This window comes from Candidatus Nitrosocaldus islandicus (genome assembly GCF_002906215.1).
GTDB classification, from domain to species: domain Archaea; phylum Thermoproteota; class Nitrososphaeria; order Nitrososphaerales; family Nitrosocaldaceae; genus Nitrosocaldus; species Nitrosocaldus cavascurensis.
Window position 1 is genome coordinate 81540 of sequence record NZ_CP024014.1, and the last position, 17907, is coordinate 99446.

General features: G+C 43.1%; 22 protein-coding genes and 1 tRNA gene. 14 read left to right on the plus strand and 9 right to left on the minus strand.

Features of this window, described 5'->3' with window-relative positions:
- Nucleotides 1–4: 4 nt before the first annotated feature.
- The 3 genes from CRG89_RS00410 to CRG89_RS00420 form a co-directional block, all read right to left on the minus strand.
- The gene (locus tag CRG89_RS00410) at nucleotides 5–613 is read right to left on the minus strand and encodes a V-type ATP synthase subunit E (protein ID WP_103286431.1); all 609 of its coding nucleotides are present in this window, start codon (nucleotides 611–613) and stop codon (nucleotides 5–7) included.
- 40 nt (nucleotides 614–653) lie between these two features.
- Nucleotides 654–1310, minus strand: a complete 657-nt coding sequence (locus CRG89_RS00415; RefSeq protein WP_103286432.1) for a hypothetical protein — start codon at nucleotides 1308–1310, stop codon at nucleotides 654–656.
- A gap of 111 nt (nucleotides 1311–1421) precedes the next feature.
- On the minus strand, nucleotides 1422–1928 hold the full coding sequence (locus CRG89_RS00420) for a hypothetical protein (RefSeq protein WP_103286433.1): 507 nt from the start codon (nucleotides 1926–1928) through the stop codon (nucleotides 1422–1424).
- Between the two features lie 72 nt (nucleotides 1929–2000).
- Here CRG89_RS00420 and CRG89_RS00425 point away from each other — a divergent pair, with 72 nt between their 5' ends.
- Both CRG89_RS00425 and CRG89_RS00430 read left to right on the plus strand, forming a co-directional pair.
- A complete protein-coding gene (locus CRG89_RS00425; RefSeq protein ID WP_103286434.1) occupies nucleotides 2001–2324 on the plus strand; it encodes a hypothetical protein in 324 nt (107 codons plus the stop codon).
- Nucleotides 2325–2414: 90 nt separating this feature from the next.
- Nucleotides 2415–2762 carry a hypothetical protein gene (locus tag CRG89_RS00430; protein ID WP_103286435.1) on the plus strand — a complete coding sequence of 116 codons (348 nt, stop codon included), beginning with the start codon at nucleotides 2415–2417 and terminating at the stop codon, nucleotides 2760–2762.
- A gap of 159 nt (nucleotides 2763–2921) precedes the next feature.
- Here CRG89_RS00430 and CRG89_RS00435 read toward each other — a convergent pair whose 3' ends face one another.
- The gene (locus tag CRG89_RS00435) at nucleotides 2922–3599 is read right to left on the minus strand and encodes a hypothetical protein (RefSeq protein WP_103286436.1); all 678 of its coding nucleotides are present in this window, start codon (nucleotides 3597–3599) and stop codon (nucleotides 2922–2924) included.
- 47 nt (nucleotides 3600–3646) lie between these two features.
- Here CRG89_RS00435 and CRG89_RS00440 point away from each other — a divergent pair, with 47 nt between their 5' ends.
- Nucleotides 3647–4840, plus strand: a complete 1194-nt coding sequence (locus CRG89_RS00440) for an aminotransferase class V-fold PLP-dependent enzyme (protein ID WP_158648636.1) — start codon at nucleotides 3647–3649, stop codon at nucleotides 4838–4840.
- On the opposite strand, the gene CRG89_RS00445 is transcribed toward CRG89_RS00440, so the two are convergent.
- From CRG89_RS00445 to CRG89_RS00455, 3 genes are all read right to left on the minus strand, one after another.
- A complete protein-coding gene (locus CRG89_RS00445) occupies nucleotides 4830–5084 on the minus strand; it encodes an Lrp/AsnC ligand binding domain-containing protein (RefSeq protein WP_103286438.1) in 255 nt (84 codons plus the stop codon). The genes CRG89_RS00440 and CRG89_RS00445 overlap by 11 nt on opposite strands.
- Nucleotides 5085–5237: 153 nt before the next feature.
- Nucleotides 5238–5447, minus strand: coding sequence for a hypothetical protein (locus CRG89_RS00450; protein WP_103286439.1), 210 nt, complete (start codon nucleotides 5445–5447; stop codon nucleotides 5238–5240).
- A 58-nt stretch (nucleotides 5448–5505) separates the two neighbouring features.
- On the minus strand, nucleotides 5506–5829 hold the full coding sequence (locus CRG89_RS00455) for a DUF3303 family protein (protein ID WP_103286440.1): 324 nt from the start codon (nucleotides 5827–5829) through the stop codon (nucleotides 5506–5508).
- 109 nt (nucleotides 5830–5938) lie between these two features.
- Between CRG89_RS00455 and CRG89_RS00460 the strand changes: the two genes are divergently transcribed.
- The 8 genes from CRG89_RS00460 (at nucleotide 5939) to CRG89_RS00495 (ending at nucleotide 12702) form a co-directional block, all read left to right on the plus strand.
- Nucleotides 5939–6988 (plus strand): zinc-binding dehydrogenase, encoded by a 1050-nt coding sequence (locus CRG89_RS00460; protein WP_103287836.1) that lies wholly within the window; start codon nucleotides 5939–5941, stop codon nucleotides 6986–6988.
- A 73-nt stretch (nucleotides 6989–7061) separates the two neighbouring features.
- Nucleotides 7062–7937 (plus strand): HpcH/HpaI aldolase/citrate lyase family protein, encoded by an 876-nt coding sequence (locus CRG89_RS00465; protein ID WP_103286441.1) that lies wholly within the window; start codon nucleotides 7062–7064, stop codon nucleotides 7935–7937.
- 20 nt (nucleotides 7938–7957) lie between these two features.
- Entirely contained in the window at nucleotides 7958–8578 is a 621-nt protein-coding gene (locus CRG89_RS00470; RefSeq protein WP_158648637.1) for a riboflavin synthase, read from the plus strand.
- A gap of 46 nt (nucleotides 8579–8624) precedes the next feature.
- Nucleotides 8625–9359, plus strand: a complete 735-nt coding sequence (gene ribB / locus CRG89_RS00475; RefSeq protein ID WP_103286443.1) for a 3,4-dihydroxy-2-butanone-4-phosphate synthase — start codon at nucleotides 8625–8627, stop codon at nucleotides 9357–9359.
- A 12-nt stretch (nucleotides 9360–9371) separates the two neighbouring features.
- Nucleotides 9372–9905, plus strand: coding sequence for a 6,7-dimethyl-8-ribityllumazine synthase (gene ribH / locus CRG89_RS00480; protein ID WP_103287837.1), 534 nt, complete (start codon nucleotides 9372–9374; stop codon nucleotides 9903–9905).
- Between the two features lie 26 nt (nucleotides 9906–9931).
- Nucleotides 9932–10744: a GTP cyclohydrolase IIa gene (locus tag CRG89_RS00485; RefSeq protein ID WP_103286444.1), complete on the plus strand. Its 813-nt coding sequence runs from the start codon at nucleotides 9932–9934 to the stop codon at nucleotides 10742–10744.
- Nucleotides 10735–12006, plus strand: a complete 1272-nt coding sequence (locus tag CRG89_RS00490) for an amidohydrolase family protein (RefSeq protein ID WP_103286445.1) — start codon at nucleotides 10735–10737, stop codon at nucleotides 12004–12006. Before CRG89_RS00485 ends, CRG89_RS00490 begins: the two co-directional genes overlap by 10 nt.
- 6 nt (nucleotides 12007–12012) lie before the next feature.
- Nucleotides 12013–12702, plus strand: a complete 690-nt coding sequence (locus CRG89_RS00495; protein WP_197706636.1) for a 2,5-diamino-6-(ribosylamino)-4(3H)-pyrimidinone 5'-phosphate reductase — start codon at nucleotides 12013–12015, stop codon at nucleotides 12700–12702.
- A gap of 56 nt (nucleotides 12703–12758) precedes the next feature.
- Here the strand turns inward: CRG89_RS00495 and CRG89_RS00500 are convergent, their stop codons facing one another.
- Nucleotides 12759–13280: a transcription factor gene (locus tag CRG89_RS00500; RefSeq protein WP_103286446.1), complete on the minus strand. Its 522-nt coding sequence runs from the start codon at nucleotides 13278–13280 to the stop codon at nucleotides 12759–12761.
- 835 nt (nucleotides 13281–14115) lie between these two features.
- Nucleotides 14116–14218, minus strand: a tRNA-Gln gene (locus CRG89_RS00505).
- 95 nt (nucleotides 14219–14313) lie between these two features.
- Here CRG89_RS00505 and CRG89_RS00510 point away from each other — a divergent pair.
- From CRG89_RS00510 to dnaK, 3 genes are read left to right on the plus strand one after another with little or no spacing between them, the layout of a single operon-like run.
- On the plus strand, nucleotides 14314–15462 hold the full coding sequence (locus tag CRG89_RS00510; RefSeq protein ID WP_103286447.1) for a hypothetical protein: 1149 nt from the start codon (nucleotides 14314–14316) through the stop codon (nucleotides 15460–15462).
- A 44-nt stretch (nucleotides 15463–15506) separates the two neighbouring features.
- The gene (locus CRG89_RS00515; RefSeq protein ID WP_103286448.1) at nucleotides 15507–16073 is read left to right on the plus strand and encodes a nucleotide exchange factor GrpE; all 567 of its coding nucleotides are present in this window, start codon (nucleotides 15507–15509) and stop codon (nucleotides 16071–16073) included.
- On the plus strand, nucleotides 16070–17899 hold the full coding sequence (gene dnaK / locus CRG89_RS00520; protein WP_103286449.1) for a molecular chaperone DnaK: 1830 nt from the start codon (nucleotides 16070–16072) through the stop codon (nucleotides 17897–17899). The genes CRG89_RS00515 and dnaK overlap by 4 nt, the downstream gene beginning before the upstream one ends.
- Nucleotides 17900–17907: the final 8 nt, after the last annotated feature.

A 17907-nucleotide genomic window follows, 5' to 3' on the forward strand; every position in this document is an offset into this window, starting at 1 on the left:
ATCATCACACCATAAAGAGTCTGGCTATATCTTTCTTTAGTATTGGCTTCATCCTCTCTATCCTGCTATCAAGTGTGTTATCCAGTATTATTGAACCATCCTTGGACCTTGCCCTTATACCTCCTAGGCAGTCTATGCTGTTACCAATCTCTATGCTGAAGTTGTACTTGTGCTGCAACTCTAGCACTATCCTGTCAACAACATCTCTATCACTATCATTGCACTCTAGCACAGCATCCATACCAATTGCATCCAATGCATTCTCTATAAGCCTTCTCATCATAGCCTCGTACCTCTCATCTGCCCTTATGTTATCTATCCTTGCTATAACATGCTTGAATACATCGTTTACAGCCTCCTCTATGAGGAGGAGTTGCTTGTTCCTTACAGCAAGCCTACTACTCTCAACTATCTGCCTCTTCAGGTTCTCAGCCTGCTTGCTTGCACCCTCAACTATCTTGCTATACTCAGACTCTACACCTGCTCTTGATGCCTTTAACCTCTCAAGTGATTGAGCATAAGATGATTCTATCTGAGAGATGAGATCGTTCTCAACTTGAGATACAACCTTACCAACTATACTCTCAAGCACCTTATCATGATCATGAGCCATACCAGTACGCTATACTCTCTTTTGTAAGAGAATTTTAATCTTACTGAGAGAGCATCTGCATGAAGTTTACCAACTCGCTCCTCTTATCCTTGCTAAGACTCATGAACGTCTCTATGAACTCTAACTCTGCCCTTATGCTCTCTGCAAGAACATATCTGAACTTATCTGCAGTTATAGGCACCATGCTATCTATATCTAGGCTATAGTGCATCACATACTCACCTATCAACCTTAGAGTTAGGGATGGTGCAACCTCAAGCAGTAAGAGCAGCCCATCTCTCAACATATCCTGCTCTATTGTATAGATACACTGCCTAAGTATGCTTATCTTTGCATCGCCCAACTCATCCAAGCATGAGGCTACAAGCATTCCTGCCTGCGTAAGTTCGTAGTATGGCACACCCTCATGCTGTAGTGCCCTAGGCCCACGCTTTGGAGGCAGCCTACCCTTCTCCCTGACTATGTTTGTTGGTATCAGTATCTCATCCAGATCCCTGAATATGCTTGAGTAGATGTTCTGCCAGCGTGTATTGAACTTTGATGCTAAGGCATGTGCTATTGCTATCCTTGTCCTCAACTCAGGGTCTTGCTCAACTGCCAGATATGCTATTATCTCCCTCTGCCTCTTTGCCTCATTACTTAGCATCCCCTTCTTGCTCTTGTCCTTCTGTACCTCGAATATTGCTAACCTTATCACCAATCATCGCCTTATACTTACATACCACTATTAACTATTTTAGCATTTATGCACTTACAATTAATCCATCTTCTCTATAATCGATTATGATAGTTATAATCATAGTATATGCTATCTTGCTACATCAAAATTCCTCTCTGGCCATCCAGTTACAGAGTATGTACCATTTGCATTCCACCTAACCTTCCCCTCAACAAGTGCATCCCATATCCCCTCTAAGCCTTTAACCTTGGTAACCTTTATTGTATCTTTGAGAAGTAATTGTGCATTTGGTAGAACGTAGTTTGTCTTCCCGCTACCAGTTACTATGCCCTCTAGGCTCTCTCCTATCATAGAGTCCCCAAGCCTTACACCATCTGCATACAATGTATACTTTATATTCTCAAGTATAACTGTAGTTCTGCTAAGGTTGAGTACACTGAATGTAACCTCTATCGTTGTTGTATCATCACCACCCTTGCTTACATTCACGCTATCCAAGTCTATTACAAGTTCCTGAATAGCAGTTGGCTCGCCCTGTTGCTGTTGTTGCCCTTGCTGCCCCTGCCCTAGATATGGTAGCAATACTATTATACCAACTATCAGCGCAGCTATACCAACACCTATGGCAGCAACCATGAGATTCAATCTTATCAATGGTATTGCTTGAACCTAACTTAAATGCTTAACCCGTAGCAATGGTTAATATTCATGCAGAGAGGAGCATATGCATACATGCAGTACCATGAGGCTGTACAGATAGGACAGGAGAGGGCTAGGAAGGCACAGTACAGGCTCTTTGAGTACACAGGCTTTGCTTACCTACTCAAGACTGTCAAGCGCAAAGGCTCAACGTTTGAACCAGTTGGCGATGAGGAGTTGGTGAAGATGGAGAAGGTTGGTGATGAAGGATATATAATAGCATTGTGCGATGCAGAGGGCTATGTTAAGGCTCAAAGCAGACCATTGAAGTATGAAGAGGCTATAAAGGTGTATGAGAAGATGGTTGCAGATGGTTTTAGGACATTTAAATGATGTATGGAAAGAGGTAAGGTAGTAGAGAGATGTATTATTAACTAAAGAACAAATAAAACCCTTATATCCAACATATGAAGAGAGTATGGTATGCAGTTCGACTATGAGGAGTTTCAGAACGTTGAAGAGGTTATGGCATACCTTGTAACTATTGCACCACTGATGAAACAGATTATGACCCTTCACACCTATAGAGGGTACACATTCGCCCTACTACCATTCTCCCCCCTCTCTGGAGATCATATACTCATGGTTTATGCAAAGAAGGAGATAGAGCAAGGCTTGATGGAGTTCGATCTCTCAACCCTAAAGTATAGGAAGGTTACTGCAGTGGAAAGGGCTGATAAGAACTACTTTATAGTAACAACCCCAAAGAGGAACACGCTAGCAGATAAGGCAATAGAAGAGTTGGAGAAGGTAAGTAGTAGTAATAGATGAATGTATATATGATATCTTGCTGAGGGAAAAAAGGTAGATAGATAGGATTCTACATGCTAGAGACCAACTTGCTAGTACGTATTATGTTTACAAACATTAACCATCTGTTGATGAAAGAGGAATGTATGCATGATTCATATCAAACTGTTATGGTGTGTATCAATAATTTGCAACCTTCAACGCATGTATGGTATCCTTAAGCATATCAATTCTATGCTTCACTACACGTACCATAAGCATGTAATCTCTACTGGAGTACCTTGCTGAGATTATAGTACTACTCTTACTCCATAGGTATCTGCTGCTGTATGCCTGTGTAGTTCCTACTCCCTCAACTATCCTCTTCTTCCTTATACTAGTGACTAGGAATGGTATGGAGTATCTCTCTGCATGCATTGCAAGTAATGTTATGTATGATGTTAAGAGTTGGTTGAGTGAGGTTACCTTAACCCTATCGTAGAGATGGTAGAATCCATGTATTGAATCAAGTACCACTAACCTTGTATCTGCATCTATGTTTGAGCAAGCAGTAGCAAGCAGATCCTCAACCCTGCCTATATCTGGCACCATTATATCGATCTTTGCGCCCTTGCTTCCTTCTTCCTTTATGCCCATGATACCATGCATCACATATGCAGTGAATACTGTATCCAGATCTATGTACACTATCCTACCATCATCTAAAGATCTTACAAGGCTTGATAGTAGGCATATCCTTGCTAGGGCATCCTCTGCTACAATAAGGTTGATACCATAGCAATCAAGCAGGGTTAGCAACACATCATTCCTCTTCTTCCTTTTCCCTTCCTCCTCACTCCCCTCCCCTACCATATTCATATCTTTAAATTGTACACCATTGTAAGTATGTACCGATAATAATGAATTTGGATCCAGATTCTATAAAGAGGGATTTCCCAAGGATGAGGGGCATATACCTTAACAACGCATCCAGCGCACCTGTACCATTCATAGCAATAAAGGCTGTAACAGACTTTCTCATCTCCTACGATGAGTATGGTCCAGACTCTAATGCATCAGCATCTATGTTGGATGAGCTCTTGAGCAGAGCTAGGAAGGAGGTTGCAAGGCTGATAAACTGTAGGGAGGATGAGATAATCTTCACACAGAGCACAACCCATGCCATAAACATCGTTGCAAACTCTCTTAAGATAGGCAAGGGTGATGCTATAGTTATAAGGGATGGGGAGCATGAGCATCCTGCAAACCATTATGCATGGTTAAGGTTGAGGGATGGAAGAGGAGTAACGATAAGAACACTCAACCTCAAGGATGAGGATGGGAGTATAGATGTTGAGGAGTTGGAGAAGATCGTTAACTCTGAAGGGATAAGGCTTGTAGCATTGAGCCATGTACTCTTCAACACTGGCCTCATCTTACCAGTGGAGGAGGTTAGCAAGGTGTTAAGGGATAGCGATAGGAGGATACACCTATTCGTTGATGCTGCACAGAGCGTTGGGTGCATGGATGTTGATGTTAAGAGACTAGGCTGCTCATTCATCGCATTCCCATCATCCAAGTGGTTATGTGCACCTCCTGGCTTGGGCATACTTTACTGCAGTAGAGATGCATGGGATGATATTGAACCACTGTATGTTGGAGGAGAGTCAGCATTCATACATGATGGACTATGCTACAGGGAGATGCCTTACAGGATGCAGGCTGGGTTTAGAGGATATGCACTGCTTGCTGGATTGCTTACAGCGTTACAGTACATAAATAGCATAGGGATAGCAAAGATAAGGAACTGGAATATGCACCTTGCGGGGATGATAAGGGAAGAATTACAGAATCATCAATATGATAAACTCATAAAGCTTTATGGGCCAGATGATCCTAGGCTGAGATCAAGCATAGTGTCATTCAACTTCAATGATAAGGATAGCGATACTATGGTTAGGAGACTGGTTGGAGATCTTGAGAGAGAGGGCATAATAGTTGCTGAGAGAGAGGTATTAAAGAAGAAAATAGTCAGGGTCTCTCCTCACTTCTTCAACAGCGAGGATGATATAGCAAGGTTCTTGGCCACATTGAAGAGGCTGCTAGTGCTCACTTCTTAACCTGCTGCCCTTGGCCCTCTATAACTATCATAGTTAACGTTGATCTTACCTTGTCTATCCTCCTTATCTTCCACGTTATTATCTCCCTCAACTTGTCCATCGAATCAGACTCTATCTTTGCCACTATATCATACACACCATATACTCCAGCAACCTCCCTTGCCTCTGGTATCTTCCTTATCTCCTTTATTATCTCCTCCTCTGCTCCTAGATCGCAGTTTATTAACACATATGCAGTTGGCATAATCTAGCATTCTTATTCCACTATTTAACCTATTCTATCATCATTTTGTAATATAGGGGATGATGATCTTAAATTATAAGATGATTCCCATCCCTTCCTTCTTTCTACATCCTCTTCCTTCCTTCCTTAATTAATTGATTCCTCTCTCCTCTTCTACCTCTTATCTTTGCCCTTCTCCCTATCCTTAGCACTACCATACCTTATGGCCTTGAACCTAAATGATAAACCAAATATCAGTATCCCAGTTACTATGAGCATCATCCCCCTTATGAAGGCAAACTCATCACCAGATATGAATATTGCCAATACACCTATCACAATTATTGCTGCACCAGCCCCTATACCAATTACACCTATATTCATTGCAGTAGTATGCAAGGTACTGATTTAAAAAGATAAGAAAGAACTACTATATTATTATTTATCTTGGCTTCGAAGACTCCAACCTCTTGCATGCCTCAACTAGATCGTTGAAGGTTCCCAATGGCACTATCTTCAAAGCATTGAACGATGCTATATCAAGATCCATTGCAAACCTCTGAAGCCTATGTGCATCCTCAGCATCAGCAACCCATACAAATGTATGCTCCAATGCAGAGTGGTACATGCCTAAGAACCTTACACCGTGCCTCTTTGCTACCTCATCGATACGCTCGCTTATTATAAGGACTGTACTCCTGCTCTTCTCATTGTACAATGGACAGCTCTCAACTGTATGCTCCCCAAAGAGACCATAGAGCGGCATTACTGCTGTTCTAGCAGCATATTATTTAACATTTAATAACCTACCTAGTTTAATCTTAATGCTTATGGCTTCATAAAGTATATTAATGTTTGAACCAACTCATGCCTTAATGAAGGCAGCAGTATTCAGGGAACACAGTAAGGATCCAAGACAGGTTGTTAAGATAGAGGATATAGATGTGCCGAAGATAAAGGCTAATGAAGTGCTCATAAAGGTTGAGGCAGCAGCCTACAACTACAACGATCTCTGGGCTATATGGGGTGAACCAATAAAGGTTCCCATGCCCCACATCTCTGGAAGTGATGCTGCTGGTACAGTTGTTGAGGTTGGTGAAGAGGTAACAAGGTTCAAGAAGGGAGATAGGGTAGTGTCACACTCAAACATATCATGCAGGAAGTGTGATCTCTGCATCTCTGGCAGGGAGTATGACTGCAATGAGAGGCTTGTATGGGGCTTCCAGACTGGTCCTCTAGATGGTGCATACGCTGAGTACACAAAACTGCCAGAGGTCAACGTAGTCAAGTTGCCAGATAATGTATCCTTCACCGATGCTGCAGCAGTATCCATGGTTGGGATGACCTCATGGCACATGCTTGTAGGTAGGGCAAGGATACATCCAGGGCAGACTGTGCTTATAATGGGAGGTACTAGTGGTGTTGGGAGTATAGGCATACAGATAGCCAAGCTATTCAACTGCACAGTTATAGCAACTGCAGGGAGCGATGAGAAGATGGAGGTTTGTAGGAAACTAGGGGCAGATTACGTTGTTAACCATAGAGAGCCAGATTGGGCAAGGAAGGTTAGGGAGTATACGAACAAGCAGGGAGTTGATGTTGTATTTGAGCATATAGGCAAATCAGTATTCCTTGATGAGGTTAAGTTGCTTAAGATGGGTGGTACGCTTGTAACCACTGGAGCAACAACAGGCTATGATGCACAGTTGGACCTAAGATACCTCTTCTTCAAGGGTCTAAACCTTCTTGGCTCAACACAAGGTACAAGGGCAGAACTGAGCGAGGTTATATACTGGGTCTCAAAGGGCAAGATAAAGCCGTATGTGCATGATGTACTCCCATTCAGCAGGATGGTTGAGGGGCATGTGATGATGATGGAGAATAAGATAATAGGCAAGTTGGTAACAACACCATCCAAACTCTAAACTATTATCATTATTTTTATATATTATTTGAAGGAGAGTAAAGACTAAATCATCTCCTAACCTGTTATATGCCATGACCATAGCAGGTAGGCTGATAAGGACACTGCTCTTCGTGCCAGGTAACAACCCAAGGTTCATAGAGAAGGCAAAGACCCTAAGGGCAGATATAATATGCTTGGACCTTGAGGATTCTGTACCAATGGATGAGAAGGATAGGGCAAGGACAATGGTAAGGGATGCTATAAAGGCTAGGAAGGATTACGCATCTGAACTATACATTAGAGTGAACTCGCCAGATTCAGGACTGATTAAGGATGATCTGAAGGTAGTTGATGAGGGGCTTGATGGTATAGTTATACCCAAGGTTAATGAGGCAAGGGAGGTTACAAAGGTAGCAGAGGTGCTTGATGAACTTGAGAAGAAGTATGGTATAGGAAAGAACATAGAGATCATGCCATCTATAGAGAGTGCAAGGGGTGTTGTTAATGCATACAGTATAGCATCTTCAAGTGATAGGGTCTCAGCCTTAATATTTGGTGTATTCGACTTTATGCATGATATGGGGCTAGAGTATGCTGAGGATGCTATAGGCTTCAACTATGCTAGAGCAAAGATCCCTGTTGATGCTAGAGCAGCAGGTGTATATGCAATAGATGGTATATGGCAGGCAGTTGATGATGTGGATGGGCTAATAAGGGATGCTATGCTAGGGATGAGGCTAGGCTACAAGGGGAAAAGCATAATACACCCAAGGCAGATAGAGCCTGTACATAAGGTCTTCGTGCCAAGCAAGGATGAGATTGAGTGGGCAAGGAAGGTTGTAGTAGCGTTGGAGGAGGCTATGAAGCAAGGGCGAGGTGCTGTTAGGCTTGAAGGCAGGATGGTTGATGCTGTACACTACAAGAGGGCAAAGGCACTACTGGAGGCTATAGGTAGCAGCACAGACTGATCCATGGTGAGATGATGTATATGTTCACAGGTATAATCAAGTGTATGGGCATAGTAGAGGATGTAAGGATGAGTGAGGGTGAAGGTAGTGCAATGACCATTACAGTAGATATCAAGGAGATCGCTGCTAGAGTTGGTGTAGGGGATAGCATAGCAGTTAATGGTGTATGCTTGACAGTTGTTGCACTAGAAGGTAGTAGAGCAAGGTTCAACCTAGTAGGAGAGACTATTGCAAGAACTAATCTAGGCATGCTTAAGAGAGGAGATAGTGTTAACCTTGAGCCTAGCCTTAGGGTAGGGGATAGCATAGATGGGCATTTTGTTCTAGGGCATGTGGATGGTATAGGCAGGATAGTTGAGAGGAGGGAGGAGAGGGATCAGGTAATTATGAGCATAGAGGTCCCTAATTCTCTGATGAGGTATATAGCAGTGAAGGGTTCCATTGCTGTTGATGGTGTAAGCCTTACAGTTACTAGCATCAAGGACAACAGATTCTCTGTAGCATTGATACCACATACACTACAGGTAACAACCCTAGGTAGAAAGCGTGAGGGCGATACTGTTAATATCGAGGTTGATATGATTGCTAGGTACCTAGCAAACCTCCTAGAGCATACCAATATATTAGTAGATACAAAATAATTAGTAAGATTTATAATGCTACTCCCAGGAGTTACAGGAGAAGGCAATGAAAAGGGGGTTGAAGGTAGGAAGCAAGATAGGATCTAGATCGAGCCTTGAGGATGCTATAGATGCGTTGAGAGATGGGAGGTTTGTACTACTCCATGATAGTAAGGATAGGGAGGATGAGGTTGATATGCTCATCCCTGCCCAATTCGTTACCCCAAAGAGTATTACTACAATGCGTAGAGATGCAGGGGGGTTGATATGCTTAGCATTGGGTCATGATGTTGCAAGCAGATTGGGCTTGCTCTACATGCATGATCTCCTCAATCTAGCATTGGATGGTAGGTTGAGGAGCATGGTATCAACATGCTCTCCCTATGGAGATAGACCAGCATTCTCAATAACCATAAACCACAAGGATACATACACAGGGATAACAGATAGGGATAGAGCATTAACCATATCGAAGATGGCAAGCGTAGCAGCATCTGTGCTTAATGGAGAGGATGGGGTTGCAGAGTTCATATCCTCGTTCAGATCCCCAGGGCATGTGCCATTGCTCATAGCAGCAAAGAACCTGCTCAAGGAGAGGAGGGGGCATACTGAGATGGCTATATATCTGGCAGAGAAGGCAGGACTTCTTCCAGCAGTTGCTATATGTGAGATGCTCGACTCAACAACATACAATGCACTCCCATTTGAAAAGGCAGAGAGGTATGCTGAGAGGCATGGTCTCTGTATCCTTGATGCATCGATGCTTATTGATGATGATACTGCTGAAGATGGTGTAGATTGAATTGGAATGGGTATGTCTAGCCATACCTTTAATGATGATACTGCTACCAATACAATTAGGCTTGGGGTAGTAGTTGCTGAGTTCAATGGTGAGATAACCTCTAGCATGCTTGAGAGGGCATGCAACCATGCCAAAGAGTTGAATGCAGAGATAAGGTACATATGCTATGTCCCAGGAACGTTCGATATGCCATTGTTTGTAGCAGATCTCTTGAGCAAGGATGATGTGGATGCTGTAGTCACTCTAGGTGCTGTCATCAAGGGTGAGACCATGCATGATGAAATCGTAGCATTAAATGCATCAAGGCTTATAGCAGATCTAGCGCTTAGGTATGGCAAACCAGTTGCATTGGGCATATCTGGTCCTGGGATGAACTATGAGCAGGCAGTTGATAGGATAAATCCAGTATCTACAAGGGCAGTGAGCGCTGCTGTGAACATGGTCAAGAGGCTTAGGATGCTAAGGAGTAAGGGTAAGGGCAAGGATAATGGCAAGGGCATAGACTCTAATAGGGAGGATGCAGGAGGAACGATTGTGATAAGGTAGGTCAGGCAACAGGTGCAGGAAGGGAGATGATACAGATCACACTCATAAGGCTTGAGGGTTATGGACCATGGACAGCAACCCTTGGGAGTGATAGGGAGCATAGACTACAGATACTCCAATCAAGACTATATAGTGATATGCAGGAGCAGTTCTCAAAGAGGAATGGTCTAGTATTCTTCAATAGGTTCGATGAGATGTTCGCTGTGAGCAATGGGATAAGCGTAGAGGAGCATAGGAGCATTCTAGATGCTATAACAACCTCATACGATCTTAACATAAGCATGAGGATAGGCATTGCAGATACCCCTTACAAGGCACATAAGAGTGCAAAGATGGCAAGTAGTGCAGTAGGTAGAGGTTTGTTTGTAGCAGATGATCCCAATAAATTAGAAGGTGATGGGTTGGTGCAGATAATGCATATAGATGTTGATGGCTCAACAACTGATGTAAGTTCTAGGCTCTTACCATATCAGATATCATTGCTGGTTACGAGGCTACATATTGAGATTGCTGAGAGGTTCTTGGAGAAGGGATCGTTAACATTCTTCTTGGGCGGGGATAACTTCATGGTAGTATCTAGTAGGTTAGGGAAGAGGGAGGTGGAAGAGGCTATTAGAGATGTTATGACAAAGACCTCTGTGAGGCTTAAATGTGGAATAGGCATTGCTAGGGATGCAAGGAGTGCTGCCATGCTTGCAACTAGAGCACTCGATAGCATAAGGGAGATGAGGAAGAGTATGGATGGGAGCAAGAGTAAGAGTAAGAGGATTGATATCATGCAAGAAGATAAGAGTCAGGTTCTTCCTGTTGATAATGTGGTTGAGTTGAGTTGCTTATAAGGATAAGGAATATCAGTATGCTATATGGTAGCGATCTTGAGTTCCTTGAAAGGGCAAGCATAACAGTGGATGATTGCACTGGCTTAATCAAGGATGTTGATGTTATTGTTGATGATGATAATAATGGAAGACAGTCCAACTCCAACGATTCTGATACTTCTTATGTTGATGCTGATTATAGCATAGACTGTGAGGGCTTGCTAATGATACCATCATTCATAAACGCACATACCCATATAGCAGATTCAATAGCAAAGGATGTAACATACAACCTAGGGTTCAACGAGAGCATACATCCAGTATTTGGTGTGAAGAGTAGGGTGCTGAGCAAGAGTATGAGCAAGCATATAATGCACTTCATAAGATCCTCAGCACTAGCAATGCTAAGCAAAGGGATCACAACGTTCATAGACTTTAGGGAGCAAGGGCTGAACGGTGTGAATATGCTAAGGGAGAGTATGGATGGTTTAGCGATGAGGTATCTTGCACTGGGCAGGGTTGAGCACTACAGCTATGCAGGGGATGATGAACCTCTTCCAGATAATGCTATTGAAGAGGCTTTGAATGTTGTAGGTGTAGCAGATGGATTTGGATTGAGTGGGGCGAATGAGTATAGTAGAAAGGCGCTGGAGCAGTTAGCACTTATAGCAATATCAAGGGGCAAGGTATTCGGCATGCATGCATGCGAATCAGAGGAGTCAAAGGCATACTCTATGGAGAGGTTTGGCATGAGCGAGGTTAGCAGGATACTAAGCATAACAAGACCAGACTTTCTAGTGCATATGACAGTTGCAAGCAATGATGAACTCATGCTTGCAGCATCCAAGCGTATAGGTATAGTTGTATGCCCAAGGGCAAATGCTGTACTAGGTGTAGGGATGCCAAGGGTATGGGATATGCTCAGGTTTGGATGCTCTGTTGCAATAGGCACTGATAACGTTATGCTCAACTCTCCAGATCTCTTCAGGGAGATGGATTATCTATGGAAGGTCTCAAGGCTCATGTACAAAAGCGATAAGGGTAGAGGCATAGATGCTAGAGAGATCATCAAGATGGTTACTGTTAACCCAGCAAGGATATTTAGGCTAAACAGGTTAGGATACCTTGCTGAAGGAATGTATGCAGATGCACTGTTCATAGACAAGTATAGCCTTGATATAATGCCTATGCACAACCCATACACTGCAATAGTGCATAGAGCAGATGTATCAAGCATAAGGGCTGTGATGCTCAATGGCAGGGTAGTACATGGTAGGTTATGAGTTAGCATGAAAGCACATATGGATAGACCATATGTTATAATCAATGCTGCAATGAGCGTAGATGGCAAGATATCTAGTGTAGGGAATGACTCAAGACTCTCATCCAAGCATGATCTTGTAAGGGTGCATAGGTTGAGGAGTATGGTAGATGCAGTTATGGTTGGTATAAACACAGTCCTAATAGATAATCCAATGCTCAATGTAAGGTATGTTGAGGGTAGAGAAGGGAGCAACCCATCAAGGGTTGTTGTTGATAGCCATGCTAGGATAAGCCCTACTTCCAAGATAATGAGTACATGTAAGAGCATTCCAACCATAATAGCTGTATCTGAGCATGCAGATCAAGCAAGAGTAGAGAGGTTGAGGGGTATGGGAGCAACTGTTATTGTAGTAGGAAGGGATAGGGTTGATCTACGTATGCTACTCAAGTGGTTGAGGGGTATGGGTATAGGGAAGGTACTTGTTGAGGGAGGGGGAGAGCTTAACTGGTCACTCCTCAAGGAAGGGCTGGTAGATGAGTTGATGGTAACTGTAGTACCTGTAGTACTAGGTGGCAGGGATGCAAAGACATTGGTAGAGGGTGAGGGGTTCTTAAGAGTAGAGGAGGGTAGGAGGCTCATGCTTATTGATGTGAATAGAATGCATGGGAATGGGGAGGTTATACTGCATTACAAAGTGCTAAATAGCAATATATAGAGTGTAGATAGAAAAGATTAAGTCTTGCTACATCAATTATTATTGGTCTAAATCTATCATGTGTTGCCCTTGCCATTCTTCTGCAACTCACTACTCAACTCATTTATCTTTGCTATTATTGCCTGTTTGAGCATTGAGTTATCAGCAAGGTTGAGGGGTGCCTTGCATGATGGGCACCTGAAGAATGCATCTACTGCTTGATCGAATGTTAGCCTTGGGCATGAATAATTTCCACAGTGATAGAACTGGTTGCTCTCCTCATACTGTAATCTTATCCTCAACCTATCTAGGATCTTGCGCTTCTGCCCATCTATGAATGTATCAACGTTATCCCTCTTTACCCTCCACCTGTACACAAACCAGCCCTTCTTCTCATCCCTAACCCTTATCCCTATTATAAGGGCCTTGCTGAAGAGATCATAGAGTACCTTCCTAACAGTGTTTATCTTCAACCCTGTAGCACTAGCTATCTCCTCATCTGTAGTATCCTCATTGTTGAGTAGTGCTCTAGCAACCCTAACGTAATCCTCCCCTCCTAGAAGATGTGCTATCTTTACAAATGTATCCTCATACTCCATATATTATATTGCTCATCCTCCATTATTATGCCTTTGGTATAATCAGTTTGGTGTAACTAACATTAATAAAAACTCAATATACTCTAAGGCAGATGTACTCTTATCATGGGAACGATCCTATAATTTGGCTGTATTACAATACCAGAACTCATTACCACTACACCAAACAGCCCCAGAAGGCAATCATGCAAACACAGCGTTAGGATAGTAGATCATCAAGATCAAGCTTCTAACTATCTGATAAGTATATACAACGATCATACGGCTAAGGATGTAGTAAAGAGATACGACTATGGCTAGAGGGTCAAGTTCACTCCCCCAATAATGTATCTGTATATGTCATAGCAAGGCAAGGTAGGGATGAGTTCATAATAGGGTATAGGGTGGTACTGCAAGGTTATATGATATGAAGAAGATGAAGATGTTAGATGCATAGTATGCTATACACTGCTAATCAATGATGGGAAGAATATCTCAATATGTGGGGTAGGTTATTCAGGCTATAATCCATTATGATGCAAAGATGGAGTGATGATGATTATAGTGAGAATGGTTAGTTAGAAGTGTTAAATGGTTATAGCGTAGCAGAAGCAACAGCATACTACTAACCACCAATTTATTTGGGTAACAGGAACTTGAAGAGCCTTATTAGTGTACATAATATTCATATCCTCAAGCCTCACAGCATCCACTCCCCATACTCATCCTCTTTCAATATATTGCATGTATGTTGAATATCTACCCATCCTATCCCATCCCATAAACACTCTCAATAATAGCCTACAACAACAGATACCTCCAATCACCTGCAAGGACACTCGTTGAGGATCATTATTGGTAGCCCGGCCCAGATTCGAACTGGGGTCTGGGGCTCCAAAGGCCCCCATGCTTGACCGCTACATTCGGCGAGCATCTGCTAATATGCTCTCCACCGGGCTGCCGGGCTATACCTCATGAGCCTTATCTCATTAATAATCTTAATCGCATCGTGCATGTAAAGGCTTTATTACTCTCACCCCATAATCCTATCAGATTGAAGGTAGTAGTGTATGGTCTTAGTAGTGAGGGCTACAACATAGCCAAGAGCCTCTCACTCAAGGGTTTAGATGTATCCATGGTGGATGAGTCCAAAGGCATGGCCATATCTATTAGGGCAGAGATGGCAATGGCATACTCTAGCGTTAATGCATTGATGGAGGATGAGCCATTGCTTGGGTTAGAACCTGAGAGTGTTGCAATGGCAAGTGCAGACCATGTATTCTTCACACCAAAGATAAGGAAGGTTGGTCAAGATGCAAAGGTGGAGATAGCAGGTAAGTTCAGGAGCATGATAAATCATCTTAGGAAGGGCTCATCCATAATATACTGTATACCAACTGGGATAGGAGGGAACAATGAGATGATGGAGGTTATGGAGCATGTTACAAACATGAAGGTTAATGATGATATCAACTACTACTACATGCCTATAGCATCAGATGCTCTAGGCTATGTTATAGGCTCTACCTCGATGATGAGGGAGGATCATGGCATATACAAGATAATTGATTGTGTTACAGATAGTTCAAGGATCCCTATGATGGATATACAATCAGCAGAGGTACTCTACTCAAATAGAGTGCTATCACACTACATACCCCTTATAACAGCATTCGAACTATGCAAGAGTATAGGAGAGAGCACACGTAGCATCCTTAGGGAGGAGGAAGGGTTAAGGGAACTCTTCATAGATGATGTTGCCTCTAGCCTATTCGACCTCTACATGCTAGCAAACTCTATAGAGAGTGGTACTCTAGCACATATAGTAAATAACTGCATAAGGAGTCTAGAGGCTTACTCCAAGTATGTTGTGGATGAGGTTAGGTTACTGCTCAAGAAGAGGGATCTTAGGGCAAGCAAGTGCAAGATAGTTATAGCATGGAGCATAGATAGCAATGAGATGAGGAGTAGCAGGGCAGCGATGCTATCACTCCTCTCATCTAGGTTGAGGGATTACATAGGGGATGTGGATATGCTAAGAGACACCAGCCTATTAGATGTATATGATGATAGAACTCTAGTTATACTTGCATGCTCAAGGGCAGATTATGAGAGGGTGAAGGGTTACAGGGATAAGGGTAAGAGTATAGGAAGGAATTCAATAATAGTCAAGGCAAACCCTCTACGTGAGGTTATAGATTAGATGCTAGGTTTAGGTTTATAGGCTGGCATGTTAGAGTTCATAATATGAGTATTGGTGATAAGAATAATGGCGATACCGTTAACAGTGATGCTAGTAAGATCAATAGCGAGGAGGCTATGGTTGGGGGTTCAAGCAAGGAGGAGGTTGAGATGCTAAAGAGTGCATTGAAGGAGTATGAGAGCAGGTACAAGTACCTTCTTGCAGATTACGATAACTACAGGAAGAGGGTTGAGAGGGAGGCTGAGTATAGGGTAAGGCAGAGTATAGAGTCCTTTGTGCTCAAACTCCTCAGCCTTAGGGATGACTTTATGAGAGCAGTTGATGCTGCAAGGAAGAGCGCTGATAAGCATGTGGTAGAAGGGCTTGAAGGTGTGCTTAAGAACCTTGATGGCATACTCAGGGATGCTGGGGTTGTAGAGATACCTGCTGTAGGTAAGACATTCAACCCGAACATGCATGAGGCAGTATCATTCATCTACAATGCAGAGCTCCCAGATCTTACAGTTACAAGTGAGATAAGGAAGGGTTACATGATGAATGATAAAGTAATAAGACCCAGCCTTGTAGAGGTATCTAGGAGACCTGTACAGGAAGGAGGTGGTGAGCCATGAGTAAGATAATAGGCATAGATCTAGGTACAAGTAACTCTGCTGCTGCAGTTATAATTGGAGGCAAGCCTGTAGTGATACCATCAGCAGAAGGTACATCACTCTATGGTAAGTCATTCCCATCCATAGTTGCATTCACAAAGGATGGGCAACTGCTGGTAGGTGAACCAGCAAGGAGGCAGATGGTAACAAATCCAGAGGGTACAGTAATTGCAGCAAAGCGTAAGATGGGTACAGACTATAAATTCAAGGTTCATGATAAGGAGTATACACCTCAGCAGATCTCAGCATTGATACTGCAGAAGATAAAGAAGGATGCAGAAGCATTCCTTGGTGAGAAGATTGAGAAGGCAGTTATAACTGTACCAGCATACTTCAACGATAACCAGAGGCAGGCTACAAAGGATGCTGGTGAGATAGCAGGGTTGCAGGTTGTAAGGCTTATACCAGAGCCTACTGCTGCTGCCCTAGCATATGGTCTTGACAAGGCTGACAAGGATCTCAAGATAATGGTCTTTGATCTTGGTGGAGGTACACTTGATGTTACAATAATGGAGATGGGAGGAGGTGTATTCGAGGTTAAGGCTACATCTGGAGATACACAGTTAGGAGGAACAGATATGGATAATGCAATAGTAGATTACATAATTAACAAGTTCAAGGAGGATACAGGCATAGATCTGAGCAGGGATAGGATGGCTATGATGCGTGTAAGGGAGGCAGCAGAGAAGGCAAAGATAGAGTTATCATCACTACTAACTACTGAGATAAACCTACCATTCATAGCATATGACCCAAGGAACAATGAGCCTAAGCATCTTAACATGACACTTACTAGAGCAAAGTTGGAGGAGTTGATAAGACCAATAGTTGAGCGCTGTAGGCAGCCAATGATGCAGGCATTGGCAGATGCAAAGATGAAGCCTGAGGATATAGATAAGATCATCCTTATAGGAGGTCCAACAAGGATGCCCATAGTTAGAGAGTTTGTTAAGCAGATCATGGGCAAAGAACCAGAGAGGGGTGTAGATCCTATGGAGGCTGTAGCAATAGGGGCAGCAATACAGGGTGCAATAATAGCAGGAGATATAGCAAGGGATATAGTGCTTCTTGATGTAACTCCTCTAAGCCTTGGTGTTGAGGTTCTAGGAGGGTTGACTGAGAAGATAATAGAGAGGAACACAACCATACCATGCAAGAGGAGCAAGATATTCACAACAGCAGCAGATTACCAGACAGCAGTAACCATACATGTTGTGCAGGGTGAGAGGCCTATGGCTGCTGATAACGTCTCTCTAGGCATGTTCACACTCTCAGGTATACCTCCAGCACCAAGGGGTGTGCCTCAGATAGAGGTTACATTCGATCTTGATACCAATGGCATACTGCATGTAAGTGCAAAGGATCTTGCAACTGGTAAGGAGCAGAGCATAACTATAACCTCAACAAACAAGTTGAGCAAGGAGGAGATAGAGAGGCTCAAGAGGGAGGCTGAATTGTATGCTGAGCAGGATAGGAGGAAGAAGGAGGAGGCTGAGTTAAGGAACGAGGCTGATAACCTCATCTACACTGCTGATAGGATGATAAAGCAAGATCTGAAGGATAAGTTGAGTGGAGAGCAGATTGAGAAGATAAACAAGGCAATACAGGCGTTGAAGGATGCTCTAGCAGGGAAGGATACAGCATTGATAAAGAGCAGGCTTGATGAGTTGAAGAACATCCTTGGAGAGATCAGTGCACAGGTGTACAGCAGGGTAGGCTCAGGTACTGGCTCCTCATCCTCATCCTCATACTCTTCCTCTTCAACAACAGGCTCAGAGAGCAAGTAAGTCATTGA

Coding starts and splice junctions, on each gene's coding strand:
- CRG89_RS00410 (WP_103286431.1), bottom strand. CDS start 613: ATGGCTCATGATCATGATAAGGTGCTTGAGAGTATAGTTGGTAAGGTT.
- CRG89_RS00420 (WP_103286433.1), bottom strand. CDS start 1,928: ATGGTTGCTGCCATAGGTGTTGGTATAGCTGCGCTGATAGTTGGTATA.
- CRG89_RS00425 (WP_103286434.1), top strand. CDS start 2,001: ATGCAGAGAGGAGCATATGCATACATGCAGTACCATGAGGCTGTACAG.
- CRG89_RS00430 (WP_103286435.1), top strand. CDS start 2,415: ATGCAGTTCGACTATGAGGAGTTTCAGAACGTTGAAGAGGTTATGGCA.
- CRG89_RS00435 (WP_103286436.1), bottom strand. CDS start 3,599: ATGAATATGGTAGGGGAGGGGAGTGAGGAGGAAGGGAAAAGGAAGAAG.
- CRG89_RS00445 (WP_103286438.1), bottom strand. CDS start 5,084: ATGCCAACTGCATATGTGTTAATAAACTGCGATCTAGGAGCAGAGGAG.
- CRG89_RS00450 (WP_103286439.1), bottom strand. CDS start 5,447: ATGAATATAGGTGTAATTGGTATAGGGGCTGGTGCAGCAATAATTGTG.
- CRG89_RS00455 (WP_103286440.1), bottom strand. CDS start 5,829: ATGCCGCTCTATGGTCTCTTTGGGGAGCATACAGTTGAGAGCTGTCCA.
- CRG89_RS00460 (WP_103287836.1), top strand. CDS start 5,939: ATGAAGGCAGCAGTATTCAGGGAACACAGTAAGGATCCAAGACAGGTT.
- CRG89_RS00465 (WP_103286441.1), top strand. CDS start 7,062: ATGACCATAGCAGGTAGGCTGATAAGGACACTGCTCTTCGTGCCAGGT.
- CRG89_RS00470 (WP_158648637.1), top strand. CDS start 7,958: ATGTTCACAGGTATAATCAAGTGTATGGGCATAGTAGAGGATGTAAGG.
- ribB (WP_103286443.1), top strand. CDS start 8,625: ATGAAAAGGGGGTTGAAGGTAGGAAGCAAGATAGGATCTAGATCGAGC.
- ribH (WP_103287837.1), top strand. CDS start 9,372: ATGTCTAGCCATACCTTTAATGATGATACTGCTACCAATACAATTAGG.
- CRG89_RS00485 (WP_103286444.1), top strand. CDS start 9,932: ATGATACAGATCACACTCATAAGGCTTGAGGGTTATGGACCATGGACA.
- CRG89_RS00495 (WP_197706636.1), top strand. CDS start 12,013: ATGAAAGCACATATGGATAGACCATATGTTATAATCAATGCTGCAATG.
- CRG89_RS00500 (WP_103286446.1), bottom strand. CDS start 13,280: ATGGAGTATGAGGATACATTTGTAAAGATAGCACATCTTCTAGGAGGG.
- CRG89_RS00515 (WP_103286448.1), top strand. CDS start 15,507: ATGAGTATTGGTGATAAGAATAATGGCGATACCGTTAACAGTGATGCT.
- dnaK (WP_103286449.1), top strand. CDS start 16,070: ATGAGTAAGATAATAGGCATAGATCTAGGTACAAGTAACTCTGCTGCT.